Here is a 26,816-nt window from a genome sequence, read left to right as displayed (position 1 = left end):
GGGTCGGAGGGCCCCTCTTTTCATGGGGCAGATATTTTTAAAGCTTTATGGGAGTTTTCGATGGTTCGCAGAATTTTATTGGCAGGCGTTTGCCTGATTTCGCTCGGCAGCGCCGCGTCTGCTGCAATTGTGCTTAACCGTGGCAATGATATGGATCCTTCGACTTTGGATCAGCAACTCATAACAACAGTTCAGGAAAATCGTGTTTTAATAGATCTTTATGAGGGTTTGGTCGCGCAGGACAGCAATGGCAGAGCAATACCCGGTGCCGCAACATCATGGGAAATTTCGCCCGATGGCCTCACCTACACGTTTCATATGCGTGAAAATGCCAAATGGTCAAACGGCGATCCCGTAACGGCAGGTGATTTCGAGTTTTCTTTTCGCCGTCTGATGGACCCCAAAACGGCTGCAGGCTATGCCAGCATCTTTTATTCAATCAAGAACGCCGAGCAAGTTGCTACCGGTCATGCCGATGTCGATCAGCTCGGCGTGAAAGCGCTAGATGACAAAACGCTCCAGATCACGCTGAACGCCCCTACTCCGTATTTTATTCAATTGCTGACGCATAACACCGCATTGCCGGTCAATCCAAAAGCCGTAAAGGAATTTGGAGCAAAGTTTAGCCAGCCGGGCCATATGATCAGCAATGGCGCTTATCAGCTTGTCAGCTTCAATCCCAACGACAAGATCGTCATGAAGAAAAATCCCTATTATTGGGATGCCGACCATGTTCAGATCGATCAGGTAAACTGGATGCCGTTTCAGGATCGCTCCAGTTGCATGCGTCGTTTCGAGGCAAAAGAAGTCGATATCTGCTCTGATGTTGCTGCCGAGCAAATGGATTATGTGAAAGCCAATTTTGGTACCGCTTTCCGTCAGGCCCCCTTGCTTGGCATCTATTATATCGACATCAAAGGTGAGCCTTCCAGCAAGTTGCGCGATCCGCGCGTCAGGCAAGCTATTGGCATGACGATTGATCGCGATTTTCTGGCACAGGAAGTGTGGCGCGGAACAATGCTGCCAGCTCACTCAATGGTGCCTCCTGGCATCAACAATTACGTCAAAAATGGGCCGCAACTCAGTTACGCGAAAACGGACATCCTTGATCGGGAAGACGAGGCAAAAAAACTGCTTGAAGAAGCGGGTGTCACGCCGGGAAGCCTATCGGTAGTGCTAAAATATAGCACATCGGAAAACCATAAGAACACCATGGCGGCCATTGCCGACATGCTTAAGGATATCGGCATCAGCGCTACGCTCGACGAGGCCGATGGTACGACTTATTTTAATTATCTTGAGCAGAAAGGCATGTTCGATATCGCGCGTGATGGCTGGGTTGGTGACTACAACGATCCAAACTCGTTCCTCTCACTCTTCACGACCGACAGTTTCTTCAATTATGCGCAATGGTCGAACAAGGACTATGACGCGCTCATGAAGAAATCGGCCATCACAACAGATTTAGGCGAGCGAGCCAAAATCCTTGCCGATGCGGAGAATATTTTGCTTCAGCAAGGGGCTTCTATTCCTCTGCTGTATTATTCATCTACGGCGTTGGTTGCCGACAAAGTCAAAGGCTACGACAACAACCTGATCAATTCGCATGCCACACGCTGGCTATCGATAAAAGGCTAAATAAAAACAACGCCCTTAATGGGATTTGCCGGGCTGCACGCGTGGCTCGGCAAAGAAGGGAAAATAAAAATGCTGGGCTACACGCTCCGACGATTGGGTAGTGCAATACCAACTATCTTTATCATCGTCACACTGACTTTCTTTCTTATCCGGCTTGCGCCGGGCGGCCCGTTCGATCTTGAACGCCCGATTGATCCCTTGATCCTCGAAAACCTCAAAAAAGCCTATAATATGGATGCGCCGCTCTGGCAGCAGTACCTTATTTATCTTGGCAATCTTGTGCAGGGGGATTTGGGCCCGAGCTTCACGCGACGTGACTTTACCGTGAATGACCTGTTTGCGTCTGGTCTTCCAGTATCGGTCATGCTTGGTTCGCTCGGTCTCATTCTGGCTGCCATTCTTGGCACCTTTCTGGGCACGATGGCAGCACTGAGACAGAACTCAAGCATTGACTATTTCGTTGTGGCATTAGCCACTTTCGGTATTACAACGCCTAATTTCGTCGTTGCCCCTCTTCTAAGCCTGCTTTTTGGTGTTATTCTTGGATGGGTTCCGGCTGGTGGCTGGTCGTCGGCCAATGTCCTCTATTGGATATTGCCGGTTCTGACATTGGCGCTGCCGCAGGTTGGCGTTATTGCTCGTCTTGTACGCGGTGCAACCATTGAGGCGTTGCGCGCCAATCACGTCCGTACAGCACGTGCTTATGGCCTTCCGGCACGTGTGGTGGTTGGTGTCCATGCTTTGCGTGCGGCCATGTTGCCCGCCGTATCTTATCTTGGGCCGACGGCTGCCGGTTTGCTCACCGGCTCTGTTGTGGTCGAAACCATTTTCGGCATTCCCGGCATTGGACGTTATTTTGTACAGGGCGCTCTGAGCCGCGATTATACCCTCGTCATGGGCACGGTTGTCGTCATCTCGATTTTTGTTGTGGTGTTCAACCTGATCGTCGATCTTCTTTATGCATGGCTTGATCCGAGGGTACGCTATGACTGATTTTACAGCAGCAGTAGAAACCGAAAAACTCGGCTCTATCCAAGGCCGTTCACTCTGGCAGGATGCATGGCTTCGTCTTCGCAAGAACAAAGCGGCGGTTACGAGCGCCGTCGTGCTGATCGTTCTTGCACTTGTAGGCATCTTCGGACCGATGGTCAGCCCACATCCCTATGATAAAATTTACCCGCAATTTGTGCGTGTGGCTCCAAGTCTTGAAGCCTATCCGCGCGCGGATACAATTATGCCCGGACTGGAGCGCGAACTTGCGCGTGCAAGGCTTCAGCCTACCGGTGAACCGGAACTGACCGGCAACAGTGTCGTTGTCGATTTCACAGCGCAGCGCCCAACTGATGAGCGTGTACTGCGTTATTTCCAACGCTCCGATCTGTTCAGCAATCCGAAGATTGAACTTGCAAGCGATGGTCTTTCGGGCAAGCTGACGCTCAATGTGGCGCGCAATTATTTTGTGCTCGGGACGGATAATCTTGGCCGCGATTTGATGACGCGCATTTTTATTGGTGTGCGTATTTCGCTTGCCATTGGACTGCTCGCTTCGGCAATGGCGCTGGTGCTTGGCGTCGGTTATGGTGCGATTTCGGGGTATCTCGGCGGTCGTATCGATAATGTCATGATGCGGCTTGTCGACATTCTCTATTCGCTTCCATTCATTTTCTTCGTGATATTGCTGCTTGTCTTCTTTGGGCGATCGATCTTCATCATCTTTATCGCTATCGGCGCGACAGAGTGGCTGGATATGGCGCGTATCGTGCGTGGGCAAACGCTTAGTCTCAAGCGGCAGGAGTTTGTGCAGGCAGCCGAAGCTTTGGGCGCAACACGGCGCGGCATCATTACGCGTCACATCATTCCCAATGCGCTCGGTCCGGTGATCGTCTTTGTTACATTGCTTGTTCCAAAGGCTATTCTGCTTGAAAGCCTACTCTCATTCCTTGGATTGGGTGTGCAAGATCCCCTCACCTCGCTCGGGCTTCTTATCTCGGAAGGTGCTCAGAACATGCGCGGCGCAAGCTGGCTTCTTATCTGGCCTGCCCTAACCCTCACCATCATACTGTTTGCGCTGAACTTCCTTGGCGACGGCCTGCGCGACAGCCTTGACCCGAAGGATCGCTGAGATGACAAAAGAAACTATTCTGAGCGTTCGCGATCTGCGTGTAACCTTCGATACACATGATGGCCCGGTCGATGCCGTGCGCGGCATCAATCTTGATGTTAAAGCTGGCGAAACAATCGCAATCGTCGGTGAATCCGGTTCCGGCAAGAGCCAGACCACCATGGCGATGATGGGGCTTCTGGCTCAGAACGGCAGAGCGAGCGGACAGGCGCTTTATCGCGGTCAGGACCTGATCGGAATGCCTCATCGCGCGCTTAACAAAATTCGTGGTGCGAAGATTACCATGATCTTTCAGGAGCCGATGACCTCGCTCGATCCACTGTATCGGATCGGCGATCAGCTGGCAGAGCCACTGCGTTATCACGGCGGTATGAGCAAAAAGCAGGCACGCCCACGCATCCTTGAACTGTTGAAACTGGTCGGTATTCCCGAACCGGAACGCCGTATCGACAGCTATCCCTATGAGCTTTCTGGTGGCCAGCGCCAGCGTGTTATGATCGCCATGGCGCTTGCCAATGAGCCGGATATCCTCATTGCAGATGAGCCGACAACGGCATTGGATGTTACCATTCAAGCGCAGATTCTCGATCTGCTGGCCGACTTGCAGAAGCGTCTCGGTATGGCCGTGGTGTTTATCACGCATGATCTGGGCATCGTTCGCCGCTTTGCCGACCGTGTTTATGTGATGCGGTCTGGCGAAGTGGTGGAAACCAACCCGACCGAGCAGCTTTTCGCAGCGCCGGAGCATCCTTACACCAAGATGCTTCTTGATGCAGAACCAGAAGGCGAAAAACAGTCGCCCCCTGCTGAAGCACCCGTCTTGATCCGTGCCGACAATGTGAAGGTAAACTTCCTTATCAATAAGCCATGGATTGGGGCGCCCACCTATATGACCGCAGTGAACGATGTTTCGCTGACATTGAAGGAAGGGCAGACCATCGGCATCGTGGGTGAATCCGGTTCTGGTAAATCCACGCTTGGACGCGCGATCCTGCGCCTTCTCTGCTCCGAGGGGCGGATTGCCTATCTTGGTAAGGAGCTGCCGACCGACCCGCAAGCCATGCGGCCAAAGCGGCGCGAGTTGCAACTGGTGTTTCAGGATCCGTTCGGTTCGTTAAGTCCTCGCATGACTGTGGGTCGGATCATCACCGAAGGACTTCTGATCCACGAGCCAAACCTTTCCGCCAAAGAACGCGACCGCCGTGCACAGGAAGCGCTTCGTGAAGTTGGCATGGACCCTATCATGCGCAATCGCTACCCGCACGAGTTCTCTGGCGGCCAGCGCCAGCGTATCGCCATTGCACGCACAATGATCCTGAAGCCAAAGGTGATCGTGCTTGATGAGCCGACAAGTGCACTGGATCGTTCTGTCCAAAAGCAGATTGTGACGCTCCTGCGTGATCTGCAGAAGGAACACGGCCTTTCCTATCTCTTCATCAGCCATGACATGGCAGTGGTTCGCGCAGTGTCGGATTATGTAATCGTGATGAAGAACGGAAAGATTGTCGAACAGGGCGATACAGAACAGGTTTTCGATAATCCGCATGAGGATTATACGAAGGCTCTCATGGCCGCAGCGCTGAGCGAAGAGCGGTTTGGTACAAACGACTAAATTAAATAAAAACGGGGCTTTAGCCCCGTTTTCTTATAAAGTGATATAAATCTAAAATACCAAAGACCGATGGGCGGAAACGCCAGCCGAATTGCTCAGCGAGCGGGCTGTTTAGGCGATTGGATGGTCCAATGAATAATGCGTCAGCTTGCAACAGGCGACCGTCAGCAAGTTCGATCTCGGAGATGGATGTTCCCTCACCTCTTATGCCTGCGACTGGTTTTGCTTCAATAGTGACGCCGCGCTTTTCCAGTTCTGCCAAAGTTGCGGCATCAGGCTCTTCACCGCCGTTCAGATAGAATGTGGTCGGTCCCCATTCGGAGATAAGCATGGCTTGATGAGACGACATTGGCGATAGGTTCAACACGCCGAGTTTTTTGCCGCTAAACTCGTAGCCATGGCAATAGGGGCAATGAATAACCGATTTGCCCCAACGTTCAGCCAACCCCGTTAAATCTGGCAAAACGTCAGAAATGCCGAAGGCGAAGATCAGTCTGCGCCCACTGACGACTTCGCCTGTATCCAGTTCAATCTAGAAGTCATCAATCTGCCCGGTTCCGTTTACAGCTTTCCCCTCCGTTACTCTTACAGCCGGATAGGCTTTAACCTGCTCTTTTGCCGTTTCGAGCATCGCTGCCGGGCTGCTTCCATCCTGAGCGAAGAAACCATGTGAATGTTCGGCAAAGCGGTTGCGTGGTTTGCCTGCATCGATCACGTGAACCGAGCGTCTGCCGCGCGCCACATAGGTTGCCGCCGAAAGTCCGGCAAAGCTGCCACCGATAATAATCACATCATGATGCGTCATGGGCTGTCTCTAAGTCGAAAGTTGCGCCGCGTTCAATCGCGCGCTGATGAAAATCTGCGCTCAACATGGCGAGTGTCACTTCGCCAAAACGTTTCAATAAAAGCTCTTCTGCATCGTTGAACGCCTTGTTGAGCGAAGCGTTGACGGCCTGCTCGACGAGGCAACCCGGCATTTCCGTGCGATTGCTTATCGCAAGCAGCGATGGTTTGCCGATGGCGTTGTAAACGTCATGCAGCGTGACTTTGCTAAGATCGCAAGCGATCTCCCATCCACCACCATGACCTTTTTCGGAGCGCACGTAACCCTGCTCTCGCAGACCGCTCATGACCCGACGAACGACAACGGGATTGGTGCCCATCGCTTTTGCGAGGACTTCGGAGGTCACGGGCTTATTATACTCAGCCATGTGAAGGAGAACGTGGAGGACGCCCGAAAGTTTGCTATCTTTTTTCATGTAACTTTACATGTTACGAGTCTTTAGCTCTGTCAAGAGAGGCTATAATATGAAAGCAGTTTTCGGGACATTCTTGTGCGGCTTTGTGTTAGAATGGCCTTATGATTGATCTGTTTTCCCAGCTCGAAACTCGAGAAAAGCTTGCCGACGGCGCCGTTCTTTTGCGGGGATTTGCGCGCGCAAACGAAGCCAAGATTCTCAACGCCATGCAAGATGTTGAGAATGATGCGTCTTTTCGGAATATGACAACGCCCGGTGGTTTTCGCATGTCGGTCGCTATGACAAATTGTGGTGCTTTTGGCTGGGTGACAGACCGCAAGGGATATCGTTACAGCGCCATTGATCCTGAAACAGAAAAGCCGTGGCCTTCTATGCCGGAGGCATTTCGTGACCTAGCAGAACGCGCGTCAGCAGAAGCCGGTTATTTTGATTTTTCACCCGATGCCTGTCTCATCAATCGTTATGAACCCGGTGCAAAAATGTCTTTGCATCAGGATAAGGACGAGAAGGATTTCACCAATCCGATTGTTTCTGTATCACTCGGATTGCCCGCGACGTTTCAATTCGGCGGATTGCAGCGCAGTGATCCGGTGCGCAAACTCGTGCTGCACCATGGCGATGTGGTCGTTTGGGGCGGACCATCAAGGCTCTTCTATCATGGTATCCTGCCATTGAAGGATGGCGAGCATCCGCAACTGGGTCGAAACCGCTTCAATCTTACATTCAGAAAAGCTAAATAGCTCCAATTATATGCTGGGAGTTTTTAACTCCCTAGGGCCAAGCAAAGATTTAATGCACAAAATAAACTCTACAAAACTTATAAAAAATAACGGCAAGTCGAAATTATTTAATAAAGTAATTTATAAAAAAGATGCCCGGATTTCATGGCTGAAATCCGGGCACTTTTGCATCAGTTGAGCGCCTTGTCTCGTGTTTCCACATTGATAAAGAAAGCAATGATACCGGCTAGAGCCAGCAGGCCTGCGAACATTGCGACAGCAATGTTAAAGCTTTGGCTGATGACCAGAGCAAGAGCCGAAGGTGCGAGCAAGCCACCAAGACGCGCCATGGCACCCGCCGCTCCCATACCGCTTGCGCGCAAGGCCGTTGGATAAAGCTCTGGAGTAAACGCGTAGAGCGCGCCCCAAGTGCCGAGCAGTGCAAAGCTCATGATCAGAAGTGACGCGCCGATCAGAACCGAATTGCCTGCAACTGTGAAGAGCACACAGGCCGCAGCGCTGATGAACAGGAAGGTGATGAGTGTCTTGCGCCGCCCCCAAGCTTCCACGCCATAAGCTGCGAGCGCATAACCCGGCAACTGCGCGAGAGCGATGATAACCAGAAAGCCGTAACCGCGCACGAAACCAAAACCGTCGCCAGCCAGTTTGGCCGGTATCCATGCGAAGACGCCATAATAGGATACAGAAACCAGAAACCATATCGCCAAGGTTGAGAGAGTGCGCTGGCGCAGATTTGGCGAAAGAAGCTTTTCATCCGTGACCAAAAGTGGCGCATCAAGCACCACTTTCGGGGACAGTTCCGGTTTGCCGTTCTTACGCAGTACGCGATTCATCACGGTTTTTGCTTCTTTGGCTTGGCCCATCTTGAGCAGATGCATTGGCGATTCTGGCACCCAAAAACGCAGCCAGATACCAATGAGAGCAGGAGCAGCCGTAACCACAAAAATGTAACGCCACGCATCAGCGACACCAGCAAGGCTCGCAGCCCATGCAGCCAGAGCAATGATGACCGTGCCAACAGCCCAAAAGCCTTCAAGCATAACCAGCCAGCGTCCACGATTTTTAGAGGGCAGAAATTCTGCCATCATCGCGTAATCGACGGGCAATGTGCCACCAACCGCAACGCCTGTGAGAAAGCGAAGGCCAAGCAGAATGGCAAAATTCGGAGAGAAAGCCGACAACAGACCAAAGACGGCATCGCAGCCAACCGTTATGAGCAACACACGACGGCGACCGTATTTGTCGGCCAGTTTGCCAAAAACTGCGGCACCAATCAGCATACCTAAGAAGAAGAGTGTGCCCGTCTGTAATGCTTGCGGAACGGTGAGCCCGAACGTCATGGCAATTGATGCCGCCGTAAAGCCAACGGCAAGCACCTGCATGGCATCGGCTGCCCAGACCAAACCAAAAACGCCCAAGAGATTACGCTGAAAAGGGCCGGTTCCAGCCTGATCGAGCGTTTGTTCGATAGTAATTTTCATGCCGCTTAGATCCCCTTGTCCGGCCGAAATTTCATAACGCTGCTTTTGCTGCGCCTCAGAACAACGCAAGTCAATGATGAATTCACGAATAGCACAGTACTTTTGCTTAAATTGAGCATAAGTATGTTTTAGTGTGGTTTTGATGCCACTGCTGGAAAGTGCTCAATAGGTGTTTCGCAAGTCATTCAAAGTGTCTATGACCGGTTCAAAACAAGGTAGGATATCAAAATGAAGCAGACAGCACGTGACTTTGGTATCATTTGCGGAAACATGCCAACCGGTGCAAAAAATGCGATTACTGATGTGCCGGGCGTGCTGGTGGGGCATCACACTTTATTCGAAGGTGATATTCATACGGGCGTCACCGCTATTGTGCCGCATGATGGTAACCTTTATCGGCGCAAGGTGCTGGCCGCGTGCGATGTCATCAATGGCTTTGGCAAAAGCATCGGATTGATGCAGGTCGGCGAGCTAGGCAATCTCGAAACGCCAATTCTTCTGACCAATACATTCGGTGTCGGCACTTGCGCCAATATGTTGATCCGACACGCTATCGAGAACAATCCAGATATTGGCCGGACCACGGCAACGGTGAATCCTGTTGTGCTTGAGTGTAATGATGGGCCTTTAAGCGATATTCAAGCGATGGCAATTACCGAGCATCACGCTTTAATGGCGCTTGAGAGCGCGGGGGCAGATGCTGAACAAGGCAATGTTGGCGCGGGTACCGGTATGACCTGCTTTGGCTTTAAAGGCGGTATCGGCAGCGCCTCGCGACGGATTAGACTTGATGACACTGAATTCCATCTTGGCATTTTGGCATTAACCAATTTTGGCCGTGCCGGCGACCTGATACTGCCTGACGGTCGGATGCCCTCGCCCAAAACCAAACCACAACCCGAAAAAGGGTCGGTTATCCTGATATTGGCAACCAATGTTCCATTAGAGCATCGTCAGCTCCAACGCGTTGTGAAACGTTGTGGTGCAGGCCTCGCGCGGCTTGGTGCATTCTGGGGCAACGGCAGTGGCGATATTGCACTTGGCTTCTCAACGGCTGTTACATTCGACCACGATGAGCCAAATGACCTCATTGCGTTCAGCGCCATTAACGAAAACCGGATTGATGTGCTGTTTCGCGCAGCAGCAGAAGCCGCACAGGAATCAGTTCTGAACTCCATGTGTGCTGCGGAAGCATTTATTGGTCGAGGCGGTAAAAGCCGCGCATCGCTGGCCGACTGGCTAAGATTCACTGAGTCTTGATGAAAAACGCCCGGCATGGCCCGGGCGCGTATGTTAGCAACTGGTAAATATGACAGGAATACCTGCAATTTATAACATTTAAGTTTAAACTTAATCCATATACCGCTGATAAATAAGGGTTTTATACGAAAAAAACCATAACTTTAAAACACTGGCACCTTCAATTCAGCCTGAGAAAATTGTCGATTTTGAGCAAATTATGAAGGGGGTTGTTAACCTTCATTTTTTATTACTAAGGCTCATTCGGGCGACATATCTATGGTTCAGGTATCATGCGTAATTTAAGAGAAAATTTTCCCCAGACTGAAGGCAATCGTGCAGAGTCCGCTCCTGAGCAGAAGCCGCAGCGCGACCCGTTGGGAGCGCATTCGCCAAACTCCGACAGCACTTGGAAATCGTATTTTTCACTTGGTGAAAATGTACGCTTTACACGCACACCTGAGATTGATCTGGTTCGACGTCGCGGCGAAGATCTCCCAGATATTCATGGTCGCGCTAAAGCTGCGGTCGTCGAAGCTGCTCCAGCGCCTGTAGAGATTGCGAAAGTTGCTGAAGCTCAGCCCATGGCTGTTGCCGCCCTTCAGCAGTCGGTTTCGCAAAATATGGTCCGCACGCCCGTAGCACCCGTACCACCTATGCTGGCGACTGCCCCCGCAGAAATTATCGCACAGCCTGTGGCATCCGCACCTGTTGATAACGCCCCCGAAATTGCAGATGAACCTGCTGGCGATGTGACGGCAGCGATCTTGGCATTTGCAAATCTGTCAGATTTTGCCTTTTGGGAAAGCTTTGACTCTGCACCTGTTCAGCCTGTTTCAGTCATTACAGAAGTCGCAGCGCCAAAACGTGTAGCGCCGACTGTAGAATCGATCATCGCACAGTTTCGCACTGTTGAATGGAACAAGGCAAAACCACAGGAAGCGCCTGCTGCTGTCGTAGAACAGCCTGCTCCTGTTGTCGAAGCTGTTCAGCCGGTTCAGGTCGCTCCAGCGTCACAGCCCGTTGCCGCCCCCGTTTCAGAAGTGAAAGTTGAGGCGCCCGTGGTTGTAGAAGAAGCTGCCCCGCAGGCAACTGTTGAAGCCGCCGCTGATATCGCTGGCGAAGCAGTTGAAGTCGAAACCGTTTCTATCGTTGCTGAAGCAATGGAGCATGTCGTTGAAGACGTTGCAGCACCTGCGCCTGTCGCAGAAGCGCCCAAGCTCGAAACCCCTGTGAAGGCGCCCCCTCCGGTCGCTCTTTATCAGCCGCAGCCCCTCCCCCGCACGGAAACTGTTGTCATGCATGGCGACTATGAATTTCCGCCGCGTGATCTGTTACAGGAGCCACCTTCGCTGGATGGCAATGTCATCACGCAGGAAATGCTTGAGCGCAGCGCTGGCCTTCTCGAAAGCGTGCTGGAAGACTTCGGCGTACGCGGTGAAATCATCCATGTTCGCCCCGGCCCTGTCGTCACCCTTTATGAATTTGAACCGGCTCCCGGCGTTAAGTCGTCACGTGTGATTGGCCTTGCTGATGATATTGCCCGCTCCATGTCGGCACTCTCTGCACGCGTTGCCGTGGTTCCGGGTCGCAATGTCATTGGCATCGAATTGCCAAATGCCAACCGCGAAACCGTCTATCTGCGTGAAATGATCGACTCGCGCACGTTCGAATCTTCGAACTATCGCCTGCCGCTTTGCCTTGGCAAAGGCATTGGTGGTGAGCCGATCATCGCGGAACTTGCAAAGATGCCTCATCTGCTCGTTGCCGGCACCACCGGTTCGGGTAAGTCTGTTGCTATCAATACGATGATCCTGTCGCTGCTCTACCGCTTCAAGCCGGAAGAATGCCGCCTGATCATGGTTGATCCGAAGATGCTGGAACTCTCCATCTATGATGGCATTCCGCACTTGCTGACGCCGGTTGTAACCGATCCGAAGAAGGCGGTTGTCGCCTTGAAGTGGGCCGTGCGCGAAATGGAAGACCGCTATCGCAAGATGGCCCGTCTGGGCGTTCGCAACATCGAAGGCTTCAATCAGCGTGCAGCGTCTGCCAAGGGCAAGGGCGAAACCGTGATGTGCACGGTGCAGTCCGGCTTTGACAAGGAAACCGGCGAGCCTACTTACGTTCAGGAAGAACTCGACCTGACGCCAATGCCATATATCGTCGTGATTATCGACGAAATGGCCGACCTGATGATGGTTGCCGGCAAGGACATCGAAGGCGCTGTGCAGCGTCTTGCACAGATGGCGCGCGCCGCTGGTATCCACCTTATCATGGCAACGCAGCGTCCATCGGTCGACGTTATCACGGGTACGATCAAGGCCAATTTCCCGACCCGTATCTCGTTCCAGGTTACCTCGAAGATCGACAGCCGCACCATTCTCGGCGAAATGGGGGCCGAACAGCTTCTTGGTCAGGGCGACATGCTGCATATGGCTGGTGGTGGCCGTATCGTCCGCGTCCATGGCCCATTCGTGTCGGATGAAGAAGTCGAAAAGGTCGTTAATCATCTCAAAGAACAGGGACGCCCGGATTATCTGGCGACTGTGACGGAAGATGAAGAAGACGAAGATGCCGTACAGGACACAGCAGTCTTCGACGCTTCGGCCATGGGCTCGGAAGACGGCGATGATGTTTATGAGCAGGCTGTGAAAGTCGTCATGCGCGACAAGAAGTGCTCGACTTCGTATATTCAGCGTCGCCTCGGCATTGGTTACAACCGCGCGGCCTCACTTGTCGAGCGCATGGAACAGGAAGGCCTTGTCGGCGCGGCTAACCATGTCGGCAAGCGTGAAATCCTGACCGGCAACCGCGACTGATAGCAAAAGTTCAAATCTTAAAAGCCGGGTCGCGCGAGCGATCCGGCTTTTTATATGATAGTCAACGGCTTACGCATGGTTGTATTTGGTGCTTGTCAAGCTCGCCAATAAGGTTAATACTTCGTTCATTCGCACATTCTTGATCAACGGTTGGGGTAGCTCCGAAAGTGGTTGGCCCGCCCAAAAACAGGGAGAATGATCGATGAGAAGCATTATTATTGGCCCCGCTGCAAAAGACAGGCCAGTGACACAGCAGATGTTACAAAATGCGCAAACACAGATGTCAAAGCCTTCCGAAGACAAGACACAAGTATGCAATATTTTGAGGTTATCGAAGGGCGGTTACTCGCATCGCAGACGAAAAGCCCATAAAAGCGCTTAAATTATTACTATATCCAGAAGATAAGAGCGCCGTGTCCGGTCAGAGGGACACCGGCGCTATTTATTTATAGTTCAATCACATTCTTTTGCCCTTCTTACCCTTTATTGCGGCACGCATCTGGAGTATTTCAAACGCTGCTCCCCACCATCAGGATGTAACATGACAACGCCCGCCGAAGCTAACTCTACACCGCAAAAGAAGAAATCTCGTTTCTTCCTTGGCTTCATGGCTGTGATGGGGGTGCTGTTTTTTGCGCTGTTTCTCAGCCTCGGCATCTGGCAAGTGGAGCGCCTGCAGTGGAAGCTCGACCTGATTGCCCGCGTTGATGCGCGCGTTCATGCAGAACCGGTTGCTGCTCCAGGTAAGGACGACTGGGCCAATGTAAATCAGGCCGATGACGAATATCGGCATGTCACACTCACCGGCTCTTATCTCAATGACAAGGAAGTGCTGGTTCGTGCGCTGACCGAACGCGGTTCAGGATTTTGGGTGCTGACGCCGTTGCGTTCAGATGATGGTACTCTGACCTTCATCAATCGTGGTTTCATTCCGGATGCCAAGCGTGATCCGTCTTCACGCGTTGAGACGCAAATCGCTGGCGAAACAACCGTGACCGGGCTTCTGCGCATGCCGGAGCCGGATGGCTTCTTCCTGCGTCCCAACGACCCTGCCCGCAACGAGTGGAATTCGCGCGATGTCAAAGCTTTCGCCGAAAAGGAGGGCTTGGGGACAGTCGCACCATATTTCATTGATGCTGACGCTAAATCCAATCCCGGCAATGTGCCGATTGGTGGGCTGACGGTTGTTACCTTCCGTAACAACCATCTGTCTTATGCAATCACGTGGTTTGCGCTGGCCGCCATGATTGCCGGTGCCGCCATTTTCGTCTGGCGGCACGAGCGCAAACCAAAGAACTAAGCATGGAGGGCGTGGCCGAGTGCTTTCATGCTGGCCTCGGCAAAGCCTTCTCCAAGGGTCGGATGCGCATGGATCGTCCCTGCTATATCTTCAAGGCGTGCGCCTGTTTCAACGGCAAGCGCGAAGGCCGATGACAGCTCGGAAATCCCTACGCCAACAGCCTGAATGCCAAGTATCAGGTGGTTATCAGCGCGGGCGACAACCCGGATAAAGCCATCCTCGCGCTCGATAGTCATTGCGCGTCCATTGGCCTGAAACGGGAAAATTCCGGTCTGGATATTATGCCCTGCCTTGCGCGCTTCATCAGGAGATAGGCCGACTGTTACGATCTCAGGATCAGTAAAGCAGACTGCCGGGATGCAGCGCTTATCCCACGCCTGTTTGCCGCCCGCGATAATTTCAGCAACCATTTCACCCTGCGCAATCGCCCGATGTGCAAGCATGGGCTCGCCCGTTACATCGCCTATGGCATAAATACCGCGCATGGATGTTCGGCATTTATCATCAATGCGGATAAAGCGGCCGTCCATATCAAGCCGGATTTCGCTTAATCCCCAGCCATCGGTTTGCGGTTTACGACCAACCGTAACCAAAATCTTGTCAGCCGGAATGGTTTGTTTTCTGCCATCAGTCAGCAACACATCAAGTGCTTTACCATCGGCGGATAGACCTTTGGCAGACGTGTTCGTCAACACGTCTACACCGAGTGCTTTCAGCCGTGCCATGATCGGACGCGTCAACTCTGCATCATATTGCGGCAGGATGCGATCAGTGGCTTCAACGATGGTGACTTTCGCACCAAGCTTTGCAAAGGCTGTGCCTATTTCAAGCCCGATATAGCCACCGCCAACAATGGCAAGCTTTTCCGGTATTGGATCAAGTGAAAGCGCTTCCGTTGAAGAAATAACATTGCCGCCAAAAGGCAGAGACTGAATTTCAACCGGCACCGATCCTGTTGCGATCACGATGTTCTCGGCATGGATGGTCTGGCGACCCGTATCGGTATCGACCAGCACCGTTTTGCCATCCATAAAACGCGCCTGCCCCTGAAACATCCGGACATGGGAGCGTTTCAGAAGCCCTGCAACACCGCTGTTCAGGCGATTGACGATGCCATCTTTCCATTCAAGCGTCTTGGCAAAATCGATCTTCGGGCTTTCAGCGGTGATGCCAAGCGCGCCTTTAGACGCAAATGTCGTGAGACGATGAAACTCATCGGCCGCATGGATAACTGCTTTTGATGGTATGCAGCCGACATTGAGACAAGTACCACCCAGCCGCTTTTTCTCGACAAGTACAGTATCGATGCCGAGTTGCCCGGCACGGATACCGCAGACATAACCGCCGGGACCGCCACCGATGATCAAAAGTTTGCAGGAAATCTCACTCATCCGATCAGCCCTCTACAAAAATCATCGCAGGCGTTTCAAGCAGGCTTTTTAGCTTCTGCACGAAGACTGCCGCATCCCAGCCATCGATGACGCGATGGTCGAAGCTGCAGGAAAGGTTCATCATTTTGCGCGGCACAAATTGTGTGCCGTCCCACATCGGACGCACGGCAATCTTGTTGATGCCGACAATCGCCACTTCCGGCCGATTAATAATCGGCGTGGTTGCGATAGCGCCAAGTGGCCCCAATGATGTGATGGTTATGGTCGAGCCTGTCAGTTCTTCGCGCTTGGCTGTACCGTTGCGCGCTGCTTCCGTCACTCGGACAAGTTCCGAGGCGGCTGCAAATACAGACAGGCTTTCCGCATGACGCACCACCGGCACGATAAGACCGTTTGGCGTCTGTGTGGCAATACCCACATGCACACCGCCAAACTGGCGAATAATGTCTGATTCATCATCGAAATGTGCATTGAGTCCCGGCTGTTCTTTAACTGCCTTGACGATTGAACGGATAACGAATGGCAGCAGGGTCAGGCGCGGACGCCCTTCCTTTTTCTCGTTGTTAAGCCCCGTGCGAAGGTCTTCAAGCTGTGTCACATCCACTTCTTCAACGATAGTAATGTGCGGAATGTGGCGTTTTGCTTCGGCCATGCGCTCGGCAATTTTGCGCCGCAGACCGATGACTTTGATCTCGTTGATCGAGGTGTCTGCGACATAACCCGAGACAGCAGGTGCAGCACCGCTTTCAGTCTCAAAAAAGGCATCCAGATCTTCATGGGTGATACGGCCAGCGGGGCCACTGCCTTTGACACGTCGTAGATCAATGCCTGCATCACGTGCGCGCAACCGGACCGATGGTGTTGCCAGCGGTTTTTCACCTTCTGCGCGCACTGGCCCTGCTCCGGCGAAGGCCCGGCTTAAGCTTTCTTTTTTCTGTGCAGCAGGTTTAGGCGGAACGGGCGTCTGCAACAGGACAGGCGTTTCCACGCTGACGGGTTGCGGATCAGGTTCAGGTGCTTCCAATTGCTCCTCGCCGCTCCCACCTTCTATTTCGAGACGAACCAGTTCGGAGCCAACAGCAATTTTCTCGCCGATTTCACCATTCACCGCGATGACTTTACCGCTGCGCGAAGAAGGGATTTCGACTGTTGCCTTATCGGTCATCACAGCAGCCAGCAGATCATCCTCCCGGACAATGTCACCAACCTTTACATGCCATTCGACGAGTTCAGCCTCTGCAACGCCTTCGCCAACATCAGGAAGCTTGATTGCAAAATGAGCCATTTAAGCCTCCATGATTGAAACAAGTGCACGACCGACACGATCTGGCCCCGGAAAATAGGCCCATTCCTGCGCGTGTGGATATGGCGTATCCCACCCGGTCACGCGGATGATCGGTGCTTCGAGATGATAGAAGCATTCGCGCTGCACGAGTGCCGCAAGTTCAGCGCCGTAACCGCAGGTTAATGTTGCTTCATGAACAATCACGCAACGTCCGGTCTTCCTGACGGAAGCCATAATTGTTTCCGTATCAAGCGGGAGCAGCGTGCGCAGATCAATCACTTCGGCATCGACGCCAGTTTCCTCCGCCGCAGCCAGTGCCACATGAACCATCGTGCCGTAGGCCAAAACTGTCACACCGCTGCCTTCACGACGGATCGCGGCCTTGCCAAGCGGCACGGTATAATATCCCTCAGGCACTTCGCCCAACGCATGCTTTTTCCATGAAGTAACGGGCTTGTCGTGGTGGCCGTCAAAAGGTCCGTTATAAAGGCGCTTTGGCTCAAACATGATGACCGGATCGGGGTCTTCAATCGCGGCCAGCAACAGGCCCTTGGCATCCGCTGGCGTAGACGGCATAACGGTTTTGAGACCCGACACATGGGTGAAAAGCGCTTCGGGGCTTTGGCTGTGCGTCTGCCCGCCATAAATGCCGCCGCCTGATGGCATGCGGATAACGATGGGACAGGTAAATTCTCCGGCAGAACGATAACGAAGGCGTGCGGCTTCCGAAACAATCTGGTCATAGGCAGGATAGACATAGTCTGCGAATTGCACTTCGATGCAGGGGCGCAAGCCGTAAGCCGCCATGCCAATCGCAGTGCCGACAATACCAAGCTCGCTGATAGGTGCATCGAAGCAGCGTTCTTTGCCGTATTTCTTCTGCAAACCGGCCGTACAGCGGAAAACACCCCCGAAATAGCCAACGTCTTCGCCAAACACGACCACTTTCTGGTCGCGCTCCATGGCAATATCATGGGCGTTCTGGATCGCCTCAATCATCGTTAGCTTTGTCATGCGTTATTTCCTCCGCATTTCCGAACCGAAAACCGTTTCACACTTTTCCTGGAAATGCTCAAAACCCCGCCTCCTGACGCTGGCGAATAAGATGCGGCGGTGTTTCAGCATAAACATCTTCAAACATATCGCGCATAGACGGCTTGCGACCATCATGAAGGGTGCCGATCGCCTCTGCTTCGCGCTGTGCGCTGACGACGAGATCGAGAATTTCCGCTTCTGCCTGCTTGTGCCGTTCGTCAGACCACACGCCGCGCTGGATAAGGTGGTTTTTGAGCCGCAGCACAGGATCACCCAGCGGCCATGCATCGCTTTCGGCTTTTGGACGATAAGCGGATGGATCGTCAGAGGTCGAATGTCCGCCAGCACGGTAGGTGACATATTCAATGATGGTCGGACCAAGATTTCGGCGTGCGCGCTCGGTGGCCCATTTCGCAACCGCATGAACGGCAAGATAGTCGTTGCCATCGACGCGAAGTGACGGGATTCCAAAGCTATGTCCGCGTGCAGCAAAAGTGCCCGAACCACCGCGTGCAATGCCCTGAAATGTTGAGATTGCCCATTGGTTGTTGACGATATTCATCACCACCGGGGCTTTATAAGTCGACGCAAATACAAGGGCCGCATGGAAATCGCTTTCAGCCGTCGAGCCATCGCCAATCCATGCAGCGGCGATTTTTGTGTCATGGCTTATGGCGGACGCCATCGCCCAACCCACAGCTTGCGTATATTGCGTGGCAAGATTGCCGGAAATAGTAAAAAAGCCATGCTCTTTTGAAGAATACATGACAGGCAACTGGCGGCCCTTAAGCGGGTCCTGCTCATTGGAGAAAATCTGGTTCATCATGGTGACGAGCGGATAGTCGTCAGCGATGAGAAGCCCAGCCTGCCGATAAGTAGGGAAGTTCATGTCGCCCTTACGCAACGCCTTGCGAAACGCGCAACTGACTGCCTCTTCACCCAGATGCTGCATATAGAACGAGGTTTTTCCCTGCCGCTGCGCCATCATCATGCGGGCATCATAAGCACGCAGGATCATCATGTGCCGAAGGCCATCTTTCAGCTCATCATCGCTCAGCGTGCCAGCCCAGGGGCCGACCGCCTCGCCTTCCCGGTTGAGCACGCGGATAATGCTGAAAGCCAAATCACGCATGGCTTCCGGCTTTTCGTCTATCTCCGGGCGCCTGACGCTTCCTGCACGCGGAATTTTGACGTGCGAGAAATCCGGCGCATCGCCGGGCCTCCATTCAGGTTCAGGGACATGCAGAGAAAGTACGACATCATCACTCATGCAGGTGTTCCTCGCAAACGTGCACAAAATGTCGAACGGGAGACTTTCGGTTTTGTTCCAGCTGCTGGACTTAGCAACAGCCTGAAGCCAGTCCTGATCGGATCGGCTTCATTTCCTCCCATACGACGTGAAGCCGAGTTCCTCCTCCGATTTCACGTGTGTAAGGGTGGATCGGGTTTAAGAATAAAGCAAGATTATTCTTTCAGGAAAGCGCCACGAAAAAATCCAATGCGTCAATTCTGACAGCTATGGCGACATAAGCGATCATTCGAAATAAGCTTATAGGATTGTTTTTGAATACAAATTATATGAAAAGAATGAACCGGCAGTACGTAATATTATTACTTCGAATTGACCGAAGAGTCAGTACCTGTTGGTACGATTTCGGGTTTAATGGATCCGTTTGAAATTATCAAACCGCTCCATGAGGCATTTTGTCCACAGGAGCAAGCTGTCTTGAATTATGCAAAGCGCGCGGTCCAGTACAAAAAAAGCGGCCCGTTTTGGGGCCGCTTTCAATTTTAATGATGCTTGGTGCCTTCACGCGCCAGTGCGGCGGTTGGGTCTCCAGCGAGGCGTTTGCGCGCCCTGTCGTCCATTAACTCATACCACATGGCATTGAGAACGGCGAAAGCGGCTGCGAGTGGAAGGCCCAAAAGCCATGAAAAATACCACATCTTGCTCTCCTTTCCTGATTGAATTCGTGCGGGCGACACGCGCCCGCCAATGATTTAATAAGCGTGGTTGCTTTCGTCTTCGATATCGCGTTTTTCGACCTTGCCCCACAGCACTTTGTAAACCCATGACGTGTAGGCAAGGATCATCGGAAGGAAGATCAGCGTGACCACGAGCATGATGAACAGTGTCATATGGCTCGATGATGCATCCCATACTGTCAGACTCGACGTTGGATTGATCGAAGATGGCAGAATGAACGGGAACATTGAAACGCCGACAGATGAAATGATCCCAAAGATCGAGACTGCACCAAACAGAATTGGAGCAAGCTCTCTTCCCATCCGCAGAGTCAGAAGCACAAGCAGCGGTCCGAGAATACCCAGTGCGGGAGCGATCAAAAGCACCGGATAGTTCATGTAATTATCGAACCACGCCGCATGGTCGAGTTCGACCACTTTACGCATCGGATTTGAAGGACCATCAGTGACAATTACACTGGTGATTTTATAGCCGGAAACCCACATCCAGCTGATAACACCCGCAAGCACATAAAGCACTGTGGTTATAATTGCTGCGATACTGCCATAAGAGCGAGCCCTTGCCTGAACAGCTCCCGTGGTTTTGAGCACCAGCCACGAGGCACCATGCATGGTGAGCATCGAAACCGACAGCAGCCCGCAAAGAAGTGCGAATGGATTGAGCAGACCGAAGAATGTTCCATCATAGAAAATCTGGAGGTCACTGTTGAAGCGGAACGGAACCCCTTGCAACACATTGCCCACAGCAACGCCGAAAATAAGCGACGGCACGAATCCACCGATGAACAATGCCCAGTCCCAGCCGGTACGCCATGCCACGCTGTCGCGCTTGGAGCGGTATTTGAAGCCAACCGGACGCAGGATGAGAGCGAACAATATGGCAAACATCGCCAGATAAAAACCGGAGAATGACACCGCATAAAGTGGTGGCCATGCTGCAAAGATGGCACCGCCGCCAAGGATCAACCAAACCTGATTGCCTTCCCAGACCGGCCCAATCGTGTTGATGACGATACGACGCTCGATATCGGTTTTTCCGACAAATGGCAGCAAAGTGCCAACGCCAAGATCAAAACCATCCATCGCGGCAAATCCGATCAGCAGAACGCCGAGCAGCACCCACCAGATGACGCGTAATGTTTGATAGTCCAACAAATCGCTGAGTACCATGATCCTTACTCCACTGGTGCAATGCTTGCAGGAGCGAGCAGTGCTTCTGGTTTGCTGTCAGGCTCCGGTCCGGCTTTGATTGCCCGCAGCATCAGGCCCATTTCGATGATGAACAGGACCGTGTAGATTGCGACAAAGCCAACAATCGTCATCAGAACCGTCGAAGCACCAAGATTGGAGACTGCAACTGCGGTCGGCAGAATACCTTCAATAATCCAAGGCTGACGACCGAACTCAGCAACAACCCAGCCCATCTCAGCTGCAAGCCAAGGCAGAGGGATCGCAAAGACCGCAACTTTAAGCAGGAACGGATAATGATCCAGCTTACGGCGCGCGGACAGCACAAAGAATGTTCCGGTCAGCAGGATCAGGAAGAAGCCGATACCGACCATGATGCGGAACGCCCAGAACAGCGGCAGCACGCCTGGTACTGTATCGTTTGCAGCCTGTGTGATCTGTGCATCAGTTGCCTGACGCGGATCATCCACATAGCGCTTCAGAAGGAGCGCATAGCCCATCCATTGACTGTTGTCAGCGAATGTATCCTTGACATCTTGTGGCACAGCACTGGTGTCCTGTGCAGCACGGATCTTTTGCAAAGCATCGTAAGCAAGAAGGCCTTTACGAATATTGCCTTCCGCATTTTCAACAAGCTGATCAATGCCCTCGATAGGCGTCGTGAGCGAGCGCGTACCAATCAGGCCCATAACCCATGGAATATGCACAGCATAGTGTGTTTCGCGCGTTTCCTGATCCGGGAAACCGAAGGCAGTAAACGATGCAGGTGCAGGCTCTGTTTCCCACATCGCTTCGATTGCTGCGATCTTCATTTTCTGGTGTTCATTTGTCAGGTAGCCGCTTTCGTCACCCAGAACCACCACAGAGAGAGCGGCTGCTAAACCAAAAGAAGCAGCGACCGTCATTGAACGCTTTGCGAGTTCAGTAGACCGACCTTTGAGCAGATACCAGGCCGAAACACCAAGCACAAAGATTGATGCGGTCACATAACCAGCCGAAACCGTATGCACGAATTTCGCCTGCGCGACCGGGTTCATCAGGACCGCAAAGAAATCAGTGATTTCCATGCGCATGGTTTCGGGGTTGAAGGCTGAACCGACCGGATTTTGCATCCAGCCATTCGCAATCAAAATCCACAGTGCCGAAAAATTGGAACCGGCCGCAACAGCATAAGTTGCCATAAGATGGCCAACCTTTGACAGTCGATCCCAGCCGAAGAAGAACAGGCCTACAAAAGTCGCCTCAAGGAAGAAGGCCATCAGACCTTCAATCGCCAGCGGCGCTCCGAAAATATCGCCGACATAATGGCTGTAATAGCTCCAGTTCATGCCGAACTGAAACTCCATCACAATGCCGGTCGCAACGCCCATAACAAAATTGATACCAAACAGCGTACCCCAGAACTTGGTCATCTGCCGCCAGATGAGTCTTCCGGTCATGACATAGACGGTTTCCATGATGGCAAGCAGCACGGAAAGTCCTAATGTCAGTGGTACGAAGAGGAAGTGATAAAGTGCCGTGATTGCAAATTGCAATCGCGACAGGGAGACAATATCGAATTCCATCTCTTTAAGCCGGAACCCCCGGCCCTCCTGATGTTAATAGCTGCGCCCGGCTCTCAAATGCGAACACAGCCCCCTACGCAAACTTCACCTCAATGACTTGAGTATTTCTTTAAAAGACGCCTCTCCTTTGGACACCGTTTGAACAAGAGCGCCTTGATCCAAAACAATCGCCTGATCACAAATTCGTGCTTCACGCTGAATATGTGTTGCAATCAACAATGTGCGTCCTTTGGCCTGTTCATTGAGACGAGAAAGCACGTCTTTAGCGGTCGCCTCATCTAGCCCCTCGGTCGGCTCATCAAGGAGCCATAAAGGTGCATCGGTTAGGAACAAGCGAGCAAGCGCCAAGCGTCTCGCCTGACCGCCGGAAACGCCAAGTCCCCCTTCGCCCAAAATCGTATCGAGCCCATCGGCCTGGGCTTTCATAAAATCGGCAAGTCCGGCAGCTTCCAATGCGGCAAGCAGTTGCGCGTCGGTTGCATCGGGTTTTGCAAGCGTGAGATTATTGCGCAGACTGTCTTTGAAAAGTTCCGTTCTCTGCGTCAGAAGGCGTACCGGCATAACTGCAACCGCACCGCTTTTTGCAGCGATTTCACCGGCCAGAACATTGAAGAGAGTTGATTTACCCGCACCGCTTGTGCCGATGATTGCGACATGTGCACCGGCTTTGATAATGAGATCGATATCTTCGAGCGCATTTACGGTTGAACCTTCATGGCAGACTGTAACGTGATTGAGAACAACCGCATTTCCCGGCTCAGGCAATGGAAGCGTTGTCAGCGCCTCTGATGCTTCAAGTGCAGGCCCGACGCGACGCGCAGCAAGTATTGTGCGGCCCAGTTCCATCGCGCCGCGACGCAGGGCTACAAACGGTTCCATCGCACCAAGGATAATGAGAACGCCAAGGGCTGCAACCGGCGCGTTGATCAGGTCCGCCTGCATAAGCAACCCAACCCCGATCAACCCACCCGCCAGAAGGCCAGCATGCAAAATGCCAAGACCTGCTCCTGTCAAAATCTCAATTCGATTGAGAATACGGTCACTTGATGCAATGTAGCCATCGGCCCGCATGACGCTCGAATTCTGGGCATCCATACGGCCAGCCATGATAAGTTCAGTTTGACCGGCGACCAGATCAATCGTTCGCGCCCGCAACGCTTCGGTGCCTTTTGCACGCTGCCGCATTGGCTTTTCAGAGCGTCGGGATGCAATAAGCGGTAAGCCAAGCCCCACAAAAAGCAGCGTCAAAGCCACGGTCAACCCGAAAAGCGGATGCATCAATCCAAGCGCGAGACCCGCAACAAGTGCGGTTGCAAGAGCTGCTCCTGCAGGCACCAGAACCCGCAAATACAGTGAATCCAGCGCATCGATGTCGGCGGTCAGCCGGAATAGTAGCCGCGCTGGACGTTTAAGCAGAGCGCTGGCAGCTGCCGGACGCGCCCAGCTTCTAAACAGCTTTTCGCGTAACGCTGCAAGGATGGCCAATGTGGCTTCATGCGTGACAAGCCGCTCCAGATAACGCGTTCCGGTACGAAGGATCGCAAAAAACCGGATGCCGGCGGCAGGCATGAACACATCAAATATGATTGCGGTTGACGCGCTCAATCCAGCAATCGCAGTCGCCGTGATAAACCATCCAGAAAGTCCAAGCAGTGCAATCCCTGCCAGAACAGTCATGGTTGCACTAAGGATACCCGCGTAAAGAAGCTTGCCTTTGGTCTTGAAAAACAGATTGAGAATCGGGCGGAGTGCCTGAAATCCGTTCATTCCGCAGCCCTCCTCTGGAAGAGGAGCGTATTGGCATTCTCGTCATCAAGCCGAACAATCCGATCCATACGGCTCGCAAGCTTCTCGTCATGGGTGGCTATGATAAGTGTTTTTCCCTTGGCGAGGCTGATAAGGCTCTCCGCTATGCGATCGGCCGTTTCATGGTCAAGATGCGCAGTCGGCTCATCGGCAAGGATAATGTCGGCCTGTTGATCAACGGCGATGCGCGCAAGCGCCAGTCGCAGCGCTTCGCCACCGGAAAGACCTGCCCCATTTTCGCCGATCGCCCCAGAACCGGTAACACCCGTGACGTGGCTCAACGCCATTTGTTCGATGATCGTTGCTGTCTTTTTTACATCAAGGGCGCGGCCCAGCGTAATGTTTTGCCGTGCACTGCCAGCAAAAATATGCGGCCTCTGCCCCACCCATCGCATTCTTGCGCGAAGGGCCGGAGCCGTCTCATTGTTAAGGACAGCACCGCCAATTCGAATTTCACCTTGTTGGGGAGATGCAAGTCCGGCGATCAACGCCAGCAATGTTGATTTTCCATAACCGCTTGGTGCAAGAAGCGCTATATGTTCGCCTGGCTCTATATCCAGATTGAAGTGCTCAAACACGCCTGCACCGGTAGCGTAGTGAAATCCGATATCGCGCAACACCAACGAAGGCGCGGTTTCAATCAAGTTCTCGGGACTGTCTGTGGACTTGATGCCGCCCACAACGGGCATTTCATACTTTGCTATATCTTCCAAAGCATCAATTGCCGCTTCGCCTGAAGCGCGATCATGCCAGACGGCAGAGAGATCACGCAGCGGCTCAAAAAATGCCGGTGAAAGCAGGAGAACGAACAAGCCTTCAGCAAGCGTGAGCTTGTGGCCCCAGGCGCCGAAATTCAGCTGGCCGAGCAGATGAAAGCCAATATAAACGGCCACCATGGCAACGCCTATCGCCGCAAAAAGTTCAAGAACAGCTGATGACAGAAAAGCAATACGCAAAACGATCATCGTTTTTCTGCGCAGCGTCTCGGCATTGTCACGCAGCCGGGTGGCGGTCAAATCGACCGCATGAAAACTACGGATCGTTGCAAGTCCGCGCAGACGATCAAGCAAAAAGCCATTCATGTCACCCAGTGCAACAAGCTGCTTCTCGCTTGCAGCTTTTGCGCGCCAGCCGATCAACGCCATGAAGATCGGGATCAAAGGTGCTGCAATCAGCAGAACAAGGGCAGCAGCCCATGAAAACCAAAAAACTGCAAAAAATATTGCCAGCGGCACCAACATCACGCGAATGCGCACAGGTACAAAGCGCGACATATAGGGCACGACCATTTCGGCCTGCTCTGCCAAGATGCTTGCCGCCTCACCGGACGATGATCGAGAGGTGTCGAGAGGGGAGCGTTGCGATAACGCGAAAACTGCCTTTTCGCGCAGGTTGCTCAGCTCTGAACGTGCTGCATCATAAGCCTGCGCTGCACCGCGCGCGTCAAGCATGCTGCGAAGAGAGCCAAGAACAAACAAACCTGCGGCCAGATAATAAATTGTCGTGTCAAAACCAACACTGGCGAGTTGGCCGATGCCAAAGGCGAGAAGTGCAGCCTGTGGCAGCCACAAAAGCGCTGCCACAGCCTGAAGCCTTGCCCCCTTTTTCAGAGCAGACGGAACTGCACGACGGCGTGAACGGCGTTTATCGCCTGTTGCTTGACCGTCTTCCTGTGTTGCATCTTCCGTTCTGGGGGCAACGGTTGTCACTCTCGTTTAGGCTCCTTTTTGGCCGCTGTTCTACCGCGTCCAAGAGCGACAATTCTGTCTGTCGTTTCAAGGAAACGGGTCACCTTGGCACCAAGCGCCAGAAGGCTGGTTAATCGGTCCGTGTCGAGCTTCTTAACGTCGTCATACCAATTGGTGAGGCGCTCGATCAGCGCATACATGTCCTTCATGCGCTCTTGCGCAAAACGGTCATTTGCATCTTGCGGTTGCTCCATCAGCACTTCCCGCAACACCGAAAGCGTTGGATCGATTTCGCGTTTCTTACGTTCTTCCGCCAAAGTACGTAAGATCACCCACACATCACCGGGCGTTGTGAAAAAGTCGCGACGATCACCTGGTATATGCTTGAGCAGCACAAGGTTCCAACCTTGTAACTCGCGAATACCCATTGAGACATTGGATCGTGAGACGCCAAGCGCATCTACAATATCGTCAGCACAAAGAGGCTCGGATGAAAGATAGAGCAACGCATAAATCTGACCAACCGTGCGGTTGATACCCCAGCGGCTACCCATCTCTCCAAAGTGGAGCACAAACGACTGAACAATTGGCGATAATTCCAAGTTCTCTCTCCCGTAAATTCTGAATTTTCAGAAATTACTGAAATTCAGATAATTCAA

23 protein-coding genes are annotated in these 26,816 nt (G+C 52.7%); 9 read left to right on the top strand and 14 right to left on the bottom strand.

The window, feature by feature from the left end; genetic code table 11:
• Positions 1-60 precede the first annotated feature (60 nt).
• From OPR82_RS08455 to OPR82_RS08440, 4 genes are all read left to right on the top strand, one after another.
• Positions 61-1,638, top strand: coding sequence for a peptide ABC transporter substrate-binding protein (locus OPR82_RS08455; protein ID WP_265984263.1), 1,578 nt, complete (start codon positions 61-63; stop codon positions 1,636-1,638).
• A gap of 69 nt (positions 1,639-1,707) precedes the next feature.
• Positions 1,708-2,631 carry an ABC transporter permease subunit gene (locus tag OPR82_RS08450; RefSeq protein WP_265984262.1) on the top strand — a complete coding sequence of 308 codons (924 nt, stop codon included), beginning with the start codon at positions 1,708-1,710 and terminating at the stop codon, positions 2,629-2,631.
• Positions 2,624-3,760: an ABC transporter permease gene (locus tag OPR82_RS08445; RefSeq protein ID WP_265984260.1), complete on the top strand. Its 1,137-nt coding sequence runs from the start codon at positions 2,624-2,626 to the stop codon at positions 3,758-3,760. Before OPR82_RS08450 ends, OPR82_RS08445 begins: the two co-directional genes overlap by 8 nt.
• A gap of 1 nt (position 3,761) precedes the next feature.
• A complete protein-coding gene (locus tag OPR82_RS08440; protein ID WP_265984259.1) occupies positions 3,762-5,372 on the top strand; it encodes an ABC transporter ATP-binding protein in 1,611 nt (536 codons plus the stop codon).
• A 19-nt stretch (positions 5,373-5,391) separates the two neighbouring features.
• Here the strand turns inward: OPR82_RS08440 and OPR82_RS08435 are convergent, their stop codons facing one another.
• The 3 genes from OPR82_RS08435 to OPR82_RS08425 all read right to left on the bottom strand — a co-directional run bounded on the left by OPR82_RS08435 (position 5,392) and on the right by OPR82_RS08425 (position 6,631).
• Positions 5,392-5,817, bottom strand: coding sequence for a hypothetical protein (locus OPR82_RS08435; protein ID WP_265984258.1), 426 nt, complete (start codon positions 5,815-5,817; stop codon positions 5,392-5,394).
• Between the two features lie 87 nt (positions 5,818-5,904).
• Positions 5,905-6,177, bottom strand: coding sequence for an FAD-binding protein (locus OPR82_RS08430; protein WP_265984257.1), 273 nt, complete (start codon positions 6,175-6,177; stop codon positions 5,905-5,907).
• Positions 6,164-6,631, bottom strand: a complete 468-nt coding sequence (locus tag OPR82_RS08425; RefSeq protein WP_265984256.1) for an Rrf2 family transcriptional regulator — start codon at positions 6,629-6,631, stop codon at positions 6,164-6,166. The genes OPR82_RS08430 and OPR82_RS08425 overlap by 14 nt, the downstream gene beginning before the upstream one ends.
• Positions 6,632-6,732: 101 nt before the next feature.
• Here OPR82_RS08425 and alkB point away from each other — a divergent pair, with 101 nt between their 5' ends.
• Complete coding sequence (gene alkB / locus OPR82_RS08420; protein ID WP_265984255.1) at positions 6,733-7,371, top strand: DNA oxidative demethylase AlkB; 639 nt, start codon at positions 6,733-6,735, stop codon at positions 7,369-7,371.
• 170 nt (positions 7,372-7,541) lie between these two features.
• Here alkB and OPR82_RS08415 read toward each other — a convergent pair whose 3' ends face one another.
• Positions 7,542-8,852: an MFS transporter gene (locus tag OPR82_RS08415; RefSeq protein ID WP_265984254.1), complete on the bottom strand. Its 1,311-nt coding sequence runs from the start codon at positions 8,850-8,852 to the stop codon at positions 7,542-7,544.
• 228 nt (positions 8,853-9,080) lie between these two features.
• Between OPR82_RS08415 and OPR82_RS08410 the strand changes: the two genes are divergently transcribed.
• From OPR82_RS08410 to OPR82_RS08395, 4 genes are all read left to right on the top strand, one after another.
• Positions 9,081-10,112, top strand: coding sequence for a DmpA family aminopeptidase (locus OPR82_RS08410; RefSeq protein WP_265984253.1), 1,032 nt, complete (start codon positions 9,081-9,083; stop codon positions 10,110-10,112).
• A 272-nt stretch (positions 10,113-10,384) separates the two neighbouring features.
• Positions 10,385-12,913 (top strand): DNA translocase FtsK, encoded by a 2,529-nt coding sequence (locus OPR82_RS08405; protein ID WP_265984252.1) that lies wholly within the window; start codon positions 10,385-10,387, stop codon positions 12,911-12,913.
• A gap of 202 nt (positions 12,914-13,115) precedes the next feature.
• Positions 13,116-13,295 carry a hypothetical protein gene (locus OPR82_RS08400; RefSeq protein WP_265984251.1) on the top strand — a complete coding sequence of 60 codons (180 nt, stop codon included), beginning with the start codon at positions 13,116-13,118 and terminating at the stop codon, positions 13,293-13,295.
• 159 nt (positions 13,296-13,454) lie between these two features.
• Positions 13,455-14,213, top strand: coding sequence for an SURF1 family protein (locus OPR82_RS08395; RefSeq protein ID WP_265984250.1), 759 nt, complete (start codon positions 13,455-13,457; stop codon positions 14,211-14,213).
• Here the strand turns inward: OPR82_RS08395 and lpdA are convergent.
• From lpdA to OPR82_RS08345, 10 genes are all read right to left on the bottom strand, one after another.
• Complete coding sequence (lpdA, locus tag OPR82_RS08390; RefSeq protein WP_265984249.1) at positions 14,210-15,604, bottom strand: dihydrolipoyl dehydrogenase; 1,395 nt, start codon at positions 15,602-15,604, stop codon at positions 14,210-14,212. The two genes, OPR82_RS08395 and lpdA, sit on opposite strands and share 4 nt — an antisense overlap.
• A gap of 4 nt (positions 15,605-15,608) precedes the next feature.
• Entirely contained in the window at positions 15,609-16,889 is a 1,281-nt protein-coding gene (locus OPR82_RS08385; RefSeq protein WP_265984248.1) for a dihydrolipoamide acetyltransferase family protein, read from the bottom strand.
• Entirely contained in the window at positions 16,890-17,903 is a 1,014-nt protein-coding gene (locus tag OPR82_RS08380) for an alpha-ketoacid dehydrogenase subunit beta (protein WP_265984247.1), read from the bottom strand.
• Positions 17,904-17,961: 58 nt separating this feature from the next.
• A complete protein-coding gene (locus OPR82_RS08375) occupies positions 17,962-19,194 on the bottom strand; it encodes a 3-methyl-2-oxobutanoate dehydrogenase (2-methylpropanoyl-transferring) subunit alpha (RefSeq protein ID WP_265984246.1) in 1,233 nt (410 codons plus the stop codon).
• A gap of 521 nt (positions 19,195-19,715) precedes the next feature.
• The gene (gene cydX, locus OPR82_RS08370) at positions 19,716-19,871 is read right to left on the bottom strand and encodes a cytochrome bd-I oxidase subunit CydX (RefSeq protein ID WP_265984245.1); all 156 of its coding nucleotides are present in this window, start codon (positions 19,869-19,871) and stop codon (positions 19,716-19,718) included.
• A 54-nt stretch (positions 19,872-19,925) separates the two neighbouring features.
• Positions 19,926-21,080 carry a cytochrome d ubiquinol oxidase subunit II gene (gene cydB, locus OPR82_RS08365; protein ID WP_265984244.1) on the bottom strand — a complete coding sequence of 385 codons (1,155 nt, stop codon included), beginning with the start codon at positions 21,078-21,080 and terminating at the stop codon, positions 19,926-19,928.
• Positions 21,081-21,085: 5 nt separating this feature from the next.
• The gene (locus OPR82_RS08360) at positions 21,086-22,663 is read right to left on the bottom strand and encodes a cytochrome ubiquinol oxidase subunit I (RefSeq protein WP_265984243.1); all 1,578 of its coding nucleotides are present in this window, start codon (positions 22,661-22,663) and stop codon (positions 21,086-21,088) included.
• Between the two features lie 84 nt (positions 22,664-22,747).
• Complete coding sequence (cydC, locus tag OPR82_RS08355; RefSeq protein WP_265984242.1) at positions 22,748-24,430, bottom strand: thiol reductant ABC exporter subunit CydC; 1,683 nt, start codon at positions 24,428-24,430, stop codon at positions 22,748-22,750.
• On the bottom strand, positions 24,427-26,178 hold the full coding sequence (cydD, locus tag OPR82_RS08350) for a thiol reductant ABC exporter subunit CydD (protein ID WP_265984241.1): 1,752 nt from the start codon (positions 26,176-26,178) through the stop codon (positions 24,427-24,429). Before cydD ends, cydC begins: the two co-directional genes overlap by 4 nt.
• A complete protein-coding gene (locus OPR82_RS08345) occupies positions 26,175-26,759 on the bottom strand; it encodes a GbsR/MarR family transcriptional regulator (protein ID WP_265984240.1) in 585 nt (194 codons plus the stop codon). Before OPR82_RS08345 ends, cydD begins: the two co-directional genes overlap by 4 nt.
• Between the last annotated feature and the right edge of the window lie 57 nt (positions 26,760-26,816).

The organism is Ochrobactrum chromiisoli (genome assembly GCF_026241335.1).
In the GTDB taxonomy this organism is placed as follows: domain Bacteria; phylum Pseudomonadota; class Alphaproteobacteria; order Rhizobiales; family Rhizobiaceae; genus Brucella; species Brucella chromiisoli.
Note: the sequence above shows the minus strand (reverse complement) of the source record. Positions and strands in the feature narration are given on the sequence as shown.

Excerpts from the sequence above, each read along its gene's own strand:
- OPR82_RS08455 (WP_265984263.1), top strand. The coding sequence starts at position 61 with ATGGTTCGCAGAATTTTATTGGCAGGCGTTTGCCTGATTTCGCTCGGC.
- OPR82_RS08450 (WP_265984262.1), top strand. The coding sequence starts at position 1,708 with ATGCTGGGCTACACGCTCCGACGATTGGGTAGTGCAATACCAACTATC.
- OPR82_RS08445 (WP_265984260.1), top strand. The coding sequence starts at position 2,624 with ATGACTGATTTTACAGCAGCAGTAGAAACCGAAAAACTCGGCTCTATC.
- OPR82_RS08440 (WP_265984259.1), top strand. The coding sequence starts at position 3,762 with ATGACAAAAGAAACTATTCTGAGCGTTCGCGATCTGCGTGTAACCTTC.
- OPR82_RS08430 (WP_265984257.1), bottom strand. The coding sequence starts at position 6,177 with ATGACGCATCATGATGTGATTATTATCGGTGGCAGCTTTGCCGGACTT.
- OPR82_RS08425 (WP_265984256.1), bottom strand. The coding sequence starts at position 6,631 with ATGAAAAAAGATAGCAAACTTTCGGGCGTCCTCCACGTTCTCCTTCAC.
- alkB (WP_265984255.1), top strand. The coding sequence starts at position 6,733 with ATGATTGATCTGTTTTCCCAGCTCGAAACTCGAGAAAAGCTTGCCGAC.
- OPR82_RS08415 (WP_265984254.1), bottom strand. The coding sequence starts at position 8,852 with ATGAAAATTACTATCGAACAAACGCTCGATCAGGCTGGAACCGGCCCT.
- OPR82_RS08410 (WP_265984253.1), top strand. The coding sequence starts at position 9,081 with ATGAAGCAGACAGCACGTGACTTTGGTATCATTTGCGGAAACATGCCA.
- OPR82_RS08405 (WP_265984252.1), top strand. The coding sequence starts at position 10,385 with ATGCGTAATTTAAGAGAAAATTTTCCCCAGACTGAAGGCAATCGTGCA.
- OPR82_RS08400 (WP_265984251.1), top strand. The coding sequence starts at position 13,116 with ATGAGAAGCATTATTATTGGCCCCGCTGCAAAAGACAGGCCAGTGACA.
- OPR82_RS08395 (WP_265984250.1), top strand. The coding sequence starts at position 13,455 with ATGACAACGCCCGCCGAAGCTAACTCTACACCGCAAAAGAAGAAATCT.
- lpdA (WP_265984249.1), bottom strand. The coding sequence starts at position 15,604 with ATGAGTGAGATTTCCTGCAAACTTTTGATCATCGGTGGCGGTCCCGGC.
- OPR82_RS08385 (WP_265984248.1), bottom strand. The coding sequence starts at position 16,889 with ATGGCTCATTTTGCAATCAAGCTTCCTGATGTTGGCGAAGGCGTTGCA.
- OPR82_RS08380 (WP_265984247.1), bottom strand. The coding sequence starts at position 17,903 with ATGACAAAGCTAACGATGATTGAGGCGATCCAGAACGCCCATGATATT.
- OPR82_RS08375 (WP_265984246.1), bottom strand. The coding sequence starts at position 19,194 with ATGAGTGATGATGTCGTACTTTCTCTGCATGTCCCTGAACCTGAATGG.
- cydX (WP_265984245.1), bottom strand. The coding sequence starts at position 19,871 with ATGTGGTATTTTTCATGGCTTTTGGGCCTTCCACTCGCAGCCGCTTTC.
- cydB (WP_265984244.1), bottom strand. The coding sequence starts at position 21,080 with ATGGTACTCAGCGATTTGTTGGACTATCAAACATTACGCGTCATCTGG.
- OPR82_RS08360 (WP_265984243.1), bottom strand. The coding sequence starts at position 22,663 with ATGGAATTCGATATTGTCTCCCTGTCGCGATTGCAATTTGCAATCACG.
- cydC (WP_265984242.1), bottom strand. The coding sequence starts at position 24,430 with ATGAACGGATTTCAGGCACTCCGCCCGATTCTCAATCTGTTTTTCAAG.